We start from the raw sequence: 6,259 nt of genomic DNA on the forward strand, positions 1-6,259 counted from the left end.
TAGAACTGCGTTAATTTGTCGAGGTTATCTGTTTTTAAAAATAGTATCCCGCTCATGATTGTATTGCCGTCAGCTGATTTTCTGCCGAAGCTTCTCGAGGCGATCGTCGGCGTCGTTGATGTAACGCAGGTTGTCGATATTGTCTCCTGTATAGGATATCAGCTCCTCGTAATATTTGATTGCCCGTTGATAATTTTCCATACCTTCTTCTGCCCGGGCGGCATAATACAGGCTTAAGAGATAAGATTGCGCCCGTGTGGTCTGATTATTTCCCTCGATCACTTTCTGCAATAACTCGAGACCTTCTGCGTAGTTACCGGTCAAAACCAGCAGGGTACCATGCTCCATTTTGGAAGTGGTGACATCCTGTTGCGGTATCTTGCGCAGTTTTTCATAGGCTTTGATCATCGCGGCGGTATCCTCAGCAACTTTTGCTTTGAATAACTCCTCGAGGCTTTCGGCCAGCGGCCACAGCTGTTCGGGCAGGCGTCTCTTGAAATCTCGCAATAGTACATCGAAATGTTTCTCGGCTTCTTCGTGGTACCGGGGTCCGAGCTCATACAGCATGAACATATGCGAGAATGCCTGAAACTGGGGGGTAGCCCATTCAGCGGATTGTTTGCTGTATTTATACGCGCTGTCAAGCTCATTGAGTAACAGGTAAGTTCCGGCCAGCATCATGGAGTGCGTGCTGACATAACTGCTGTCCCGGGCTTGCTCCGAAGCTGTTATCGCATTTTTAAGCAGATCCAGGCTTGCATTAAAATCACCCCGCCACTTGGTCAGGTCGGCTTTTAATGAATAGTAGTCCGACATTATATAAGGTTCGTCCTCGTATTGACCACGCATCCTTTCGAGATATTCCCCGGCGGTTTCAAAATCTCTTTTAAGTACCTCCATGCGATGCAAATTTGTATAAGCACTTACATTGCCCGGGTCTATCTCGAGAAGTTTTTCGTATTGCTCGATTGCTTTGTCGATTTCACCTATTCTCCTGTAGGAATACGCCAGGTAGGAATAACCTGCCGGCGAGTTGGGGTGATGCTCGATAAGTTTCTTTGCAAAATCGATCGCCTTATCGAATTCACCCATGTTGGTATAGATTTCAGCCGCCAGGTCGAGCGTCCAGCGATCTTTGGGCTGGTAAAACAGGAGCGTATCGATCTGAGCTAAAGCCATCTGCCTGCTTCCCATGTTATACAGGAAAATCGCATAAAAATAGCGCCCCTCGAAATCATTGGGATAATTACTGATATACGACTGAATCTTGATGTATGCCGATTCAAACCTCGATCTCAGCCACAGGTCGGCGTAGATCTCCAGAAGTGATCGATCCTGGACATTGAGTTTATCTTTGTACTTCAGGGCCTTGGTGAAAAACTCGGAACTGCGCTGGGGTCTGCCTAAAAATGCGGAAGACATCCCGGCCCGCATGTATGCAAGTGCAAAGGTCGTATCGAGGCTGACCGCCTCAGTAAAGTATTCGAGCGCTTCGTCATGACGGCCGGTTTCGAATTTGCGGATGCCCAGGATGTACTGCTTGTAAGCTTCCTGGGATGATGATGTCAGCGTGGTGACATCCTCCTCGGCCGCGGTAATCTGTATATCGAGCGAGACTGCGATCTTTGAGGTCAGGCTGTCGACCAATTGAAACGGATCATCACCGACCACCCGTTCGGCCAGAAGCACATTACCGCTTCCAACATCCTCCACACGGGCGTCGATACGGATCTGGTCGCCGACCTTATAAAATGATCCGGAAAGGGCAGATGAAGCCCCCAGAGACCTGGCGGCCTGGATGCCGGATGAGTAGGTAATCTCGGTCGCGTTCTCATCAAGTTTATTGGCGATGTGGTTGAATATCCTGCGCCTGCTGATGATATTGCCGCTCTGTTCCCGGGTCAGGTCGGTTTCCATGATTTCCGGCAGACCGGCCTTGAGCCAGTCCAGCTCGGGATCATTGGTTTTATTTTCGAAGTTGAGAATCGCCAGGGCGTTTTCGGGTTGACCGTCGGCAGTGGTTGACTGCGAGGGCTTACCCCGCATACTGTAAATAATCGCGAAGATCCCGATGACCGCTACGATCGCCACGATCGCTTTCCAGCTGATCATGCTGGATGATTTCTTGGACTGGGGCGCACTTCCGATAAATGACTGTGTGTCGGAATCTCCGCTGTCAAAGCGTTTGCGCAGGCTGCGAAGGTCGACTACCAGGTCACGACTGTCCTGGTAGCGGTCCTGGGGATCCTTTTGAAGGCACTTGTCGATGATTCGTTCCAGTTCGGCTGGTATTGACTGGTTATATTCCCGGATCGACGTCTGGCGTGCTTCGAGTATCTTGGCCATGGTCGAGACGCGGTCGGAGCCCTCAAATGGAAACCTGCCGGAAAACAGCTTGTAAAGCAGGATCCCGAAAGAGAATATATCCGAGCGGATATCGACTTTTTCACCGCGGGCCTGTTCCGGAGACATATACGATACTGTGCCGAGGATCTTGCCTTCCTGGGTCAGGTCGGAAGACACGGTTTCCGTCTTGTCCGATTCCGGTTTCCTGAAGATTCCGGATTGTGGTTTAGCCAGTCCGAAATCCAGAATCTTGGGATCGTTGTCGTCATTGATGATAATATTGTCCGGTTTGATGTCGCGGTGGACTATGCCCAGCTTGTGGGCGGAGGCAAGCCCGGAAGCGGTCTTTTCGGCAATTCTGAGCAAGTGGTTAAAGGGACGCTGTTTTTCTGCCAGGTATTCGCTTAAGGAAACACCCTGAACATATTCCATGACGATGTAATCGAACTGATTGTCGTCTTCGTCTGTGTCGCTGTCGATGTTGAAAATCGCCATAACGTGCGGACTGGAAATCTTTGCGGCGGTTTGCGCTTCGCGCTTGAAACGTTCCAATCGTTCGGGATCGTTGAAGTTTTCGGAGTGCAGTACCTTGATCGCGACCTTGCGGTTGAGCCTGGTGTCTTCCGCCATGAATACAGTGCCCATACCGCCTTCACCCAGTTTACGGATGATCTTAAAATGCGCGAATTCTTTTCCGGCCTCAAGGCTCATGGTTACTCCCTTTTCAGGATCATGGTCGTAATATCATCGGATCTCGGGGCATCACCCACGAAAGCGTCAACATCGTCGAGGATTTTCTGGTTCAGCTCTTCCGGAGCCAGGGCCCTTGCGGGGACTGCCAGTTGCTCGAGGCGATCATCGCCATACTGCTGTTCGACATTGCCATTGTCGGCCTCGGTGACACCATCGGTGAAGATAAGCACTAAATCCGAAGGTGACAACTTAATACTTTTTTCTTCCCAGGTAGCGAAATCGAAAGCACCGATCATCATTCCGGTCGCCTCCAGGTATTCGAGATCGCCATCTGCATTTATAAACAGCGGGGGGTTGTGCCCGGCATTTACATAGTTTAGGCTGTTAGTTTCAAAGTCAAGGATAGCCGCAAATAAAGTGGCAAAGTTTTCGGACTTGCTGTAATTGCAAAGCTGGAGAGAAACATTTTCGACCGCTCGTGCCAGATCGAAGTCCGGGTTGTGATATTGAATTCGAAAAGATGCCAGGATGTTCGACATTAACAGGGCCGCACCCAGGCCCTTGCCGGAAACATCGGCAACCAGGAGCAACATCCGTCCATCGGAGATTTTCTGCAGATCGTACAGGTCGCCGCCGACAGAACGTGACTGTTCCTGGAAGAAGTGCAATTTGTATCCTTCAATATTCGGAATCTCGGTGACCAGCAGGTCGCGCTGGATCTTTGAAGCCCTGCGCAACTCAGCATTTAAGACTTCGCGGACCTGGCGTTCCTCCATCAGGTTGTAGTTGATCAGGCGGGAGGCGATGATGTTTCCAAAAGTGGCCAGAACCCGCAGGTAATCGTCGTTGTACCGATGAAGGGGCTGGGTAGTGTCTACATAGAGGATGCCGAGTACACGCTCTTCCTCGAAGAGCGGAACCGCCATGGCGGAATTCATCTCCGACATGATGATAGACTTCTGATCCGAAAAACGTGGATCGTCCATCGGGTTACCAATCAAAACCGAGGTCCGGTTTTCCATGATTTCATTTATGATTGTTTTCGATAACTGCAATTCCCCCGGTTCGTTTTTACCCAATACAAGCCTGGCGGCGGTGTAAACATCGCCGGTCTTGTCATCGATATTCAAGATTACCAGTCTTTCAGCCGGGATTATGCGTGAGATCAGCTTCAGTGATTTATCCAGCATCTCCTGCTTTGGATCGGTCTGTGCCAGCATACGGGCGATATCGAAAAGAGTCGGCAGAAGTTCGGGGATTTCCGAGGCTTTGCGCGGGAGAGGACGCTTGGTCTCGTCGACTGACATAAATACAGAATGCTCGGGAATCTCCTCTGCCAGCGGTGTGCGGGGACTTCCACTGCTTGAAAACGGTGATTCAACTCCTGTACTCAGCTTGAATTCTGCGCGCCCCAGCACAAGCGCATCTTCAGCCTTGATTCTCTTTTTGGAATCGATTTGTACCCCGTTGACCGCAGTGCCGTTATGGCTGTCGAGATCTTCGATGAAGCACTGGCCGGATTCATCGACATCGATCCTGGCATGAATCCTCGAGACCGTTTTATCGGGCACCTGAAAATCCGCGTCCGCACCGCGTCCGATACTGTAACTGCCCGGTTTAAGTTCCCAGGAATAGAACTTTTCTCCGTCGGTTCCGTCGAGTTTCAGCATAATCGTTTCAATATACTTATGAGTGTCATGATTTCAGCTATGAAAACTGGTTGCAAGATATATGCAATCAGTTTTTATGCAATAAAAAAACCGCCCGGCAATTCCGGGCGGTTCGTATATAGAGCGTATATTTAACAATCCGGTATGCTGTCGCCGTCGGGATCGCAGGGTGTGCTTCCACCGGCGAAAGCGAAATTGATTATATAGACTGCGTCACTGACTTCGACTGTCGAATCGCAGTTGACATCGGCGGATTCAAGCGGATCCGGCGCGGGGCCACCGGCAAAAGCGTAGTTGATTATGAAAATAGCGTCAGATATATCCACCGCGTCATCATCGTTGACATCGCCACACAGGTAGGGTTCGCTGACTATAAGTTGAACCTCAGGCGATGAATAGGCTGGTATGTCGTTGGTGAAGACGACAGAGAAGCTGATATTATTCAAGCCCGCCTGGAGGCCTTCGATTACCAGATCGTAATCGTTAATGATTTCAAGATCGGCGATCTGGTCAGGTTGTGTGACCTGCATGAAATTGTACTCGGTATTCGGCCTGACAAGGCTGTCATCCATATCTCTGAACCAGACTTCGAGCTGATCGAGCGTGTCACCGATACCGAGCTCAAGAGCGCCGATAACATTGGAATTGATTACATTCACGAGCGTGCTGTCATTCTGCTTGATGACCAAGCCCTTCAACTCGGGCGGAGTCTCGCAGAGATGTTCCTCGACTTTAAAAGCGTCGATACCGGCTTCTACTATGCTCTGGGTTCCGCCGTCATTGGCGGTAAAGCGGAACTGCATCTGGTCGGTCAGGCTTACCCCGGCGGCCGTGATTGTCGACGAGGGTATTGTATGTGAAGTCCAGGCCAGGTCATTGTCCTGGTCGTGCCGGGCGATTTCCTTCCAGCCGGAGGTCCCATCGTTTGCTTCCACCAAAAGCTTGTCCGAACCGTCGGAATCCGTCAGCTTCAGGAAATAGGAATATGAAACCGCGCCGTCCACCGAAAGATCGATCGAAGGCGAGATCAACCTCACCGCTCCGTCATCGACATCGGTGTTGCCGTACTGATTCTGAGTCAGGTAGCATTGACCGCTGCCGTCGGCATCGGAAGCCGGATCGTAGTCCCAGCTGTCGTCATCAACCGGAACACCTCTCTGCCAGTACCCGCTGGAAGCACCGGCCACCTCGGTTGTCCAGCCGGCGTCAGATTCAAAATTATCCTGAATCGATGTATGCACATCGACCATTGAATAGGCAACATGCGGGTTGTCGGGATCGGTGTCGTAGAAGACACCATTTTCCTGTTCCTCGGCGGTGATATAGAATTCGAGCCTGCTGTTGCAGTCCACTAACGGAAGGTAAACATGGTACACATCGGGATCAGGCATGTTCAGGTCCACAGATGTTACAGGACCATCATCGATCGAATAATGCAGTTGCCCGCTGTTGGGAACCGGAATACCGTTGTTTACGCTGTTGACTTCCACGATGAAAAAGCTGTTTTGATCGGGCGAAATCTGATCGGGAATTCCCTGTGGATACGCAAA

Annotated in this window: 2 protein-coding genes; both read right to left on the bottom strand. The window is 50.7% G+C overall.

Going from position 1 to position 6,259, the window contains the following annotated elements:
* Positions 1 to 69: 69 nt before the first annotated feature.
* On the bottom strand, positions 70 to 3,057 hold the full coding sequence (locus GF404_12960; GenBank protein MBD3383090.1) for a protein kinase: 2,988 nt from the start codon (positions 3,055 to 3,057) through the stop codon (positions 70 to 72).
* A gap of 2 nt (positions 3,058 to 3,059) precedes the next feature.
* Positions 3,060 to 4,709: a SpoIIE family protein phosphatase gene (locus tag GF404_12965; protein MBD3383091.1), complete on the bottom strand. Its 1,650-nt coding sequence runs from the start codon at positions 4,707 to 4,709 to the stop codon at positions 3,060 to 3,062.
* Positions 4,710 to 6,259: the final 1,550 nt, after the last annotated feature.

Source organism: Candidatus Zixiibacteriota bacterium (assembly GCA_014728145.1).
Lineage (GTDB): Bacteria > Zixibacteria > MSB-5A5 > JAABVY01 > JAABVY01 > WJMC01.

What these genes read in the sequence shown, in the direction of transcription:
- GF404_12960 (MBD3383090.1), bottom strand. Translation starts at nt 3,057, where the DNA reads ATGAGCCTTGAGGCCGGAAAAGAATTCGCGCATTTTAAGATCATCCGT.
- GF404_12965 (MBD3383091.1), bottom strand. Translation starts at nt 4,709, where the DNA reads ATGCTGAAACTCGACGGAACCGACGGAGAAAAGTTCTATTCCTGGGAA.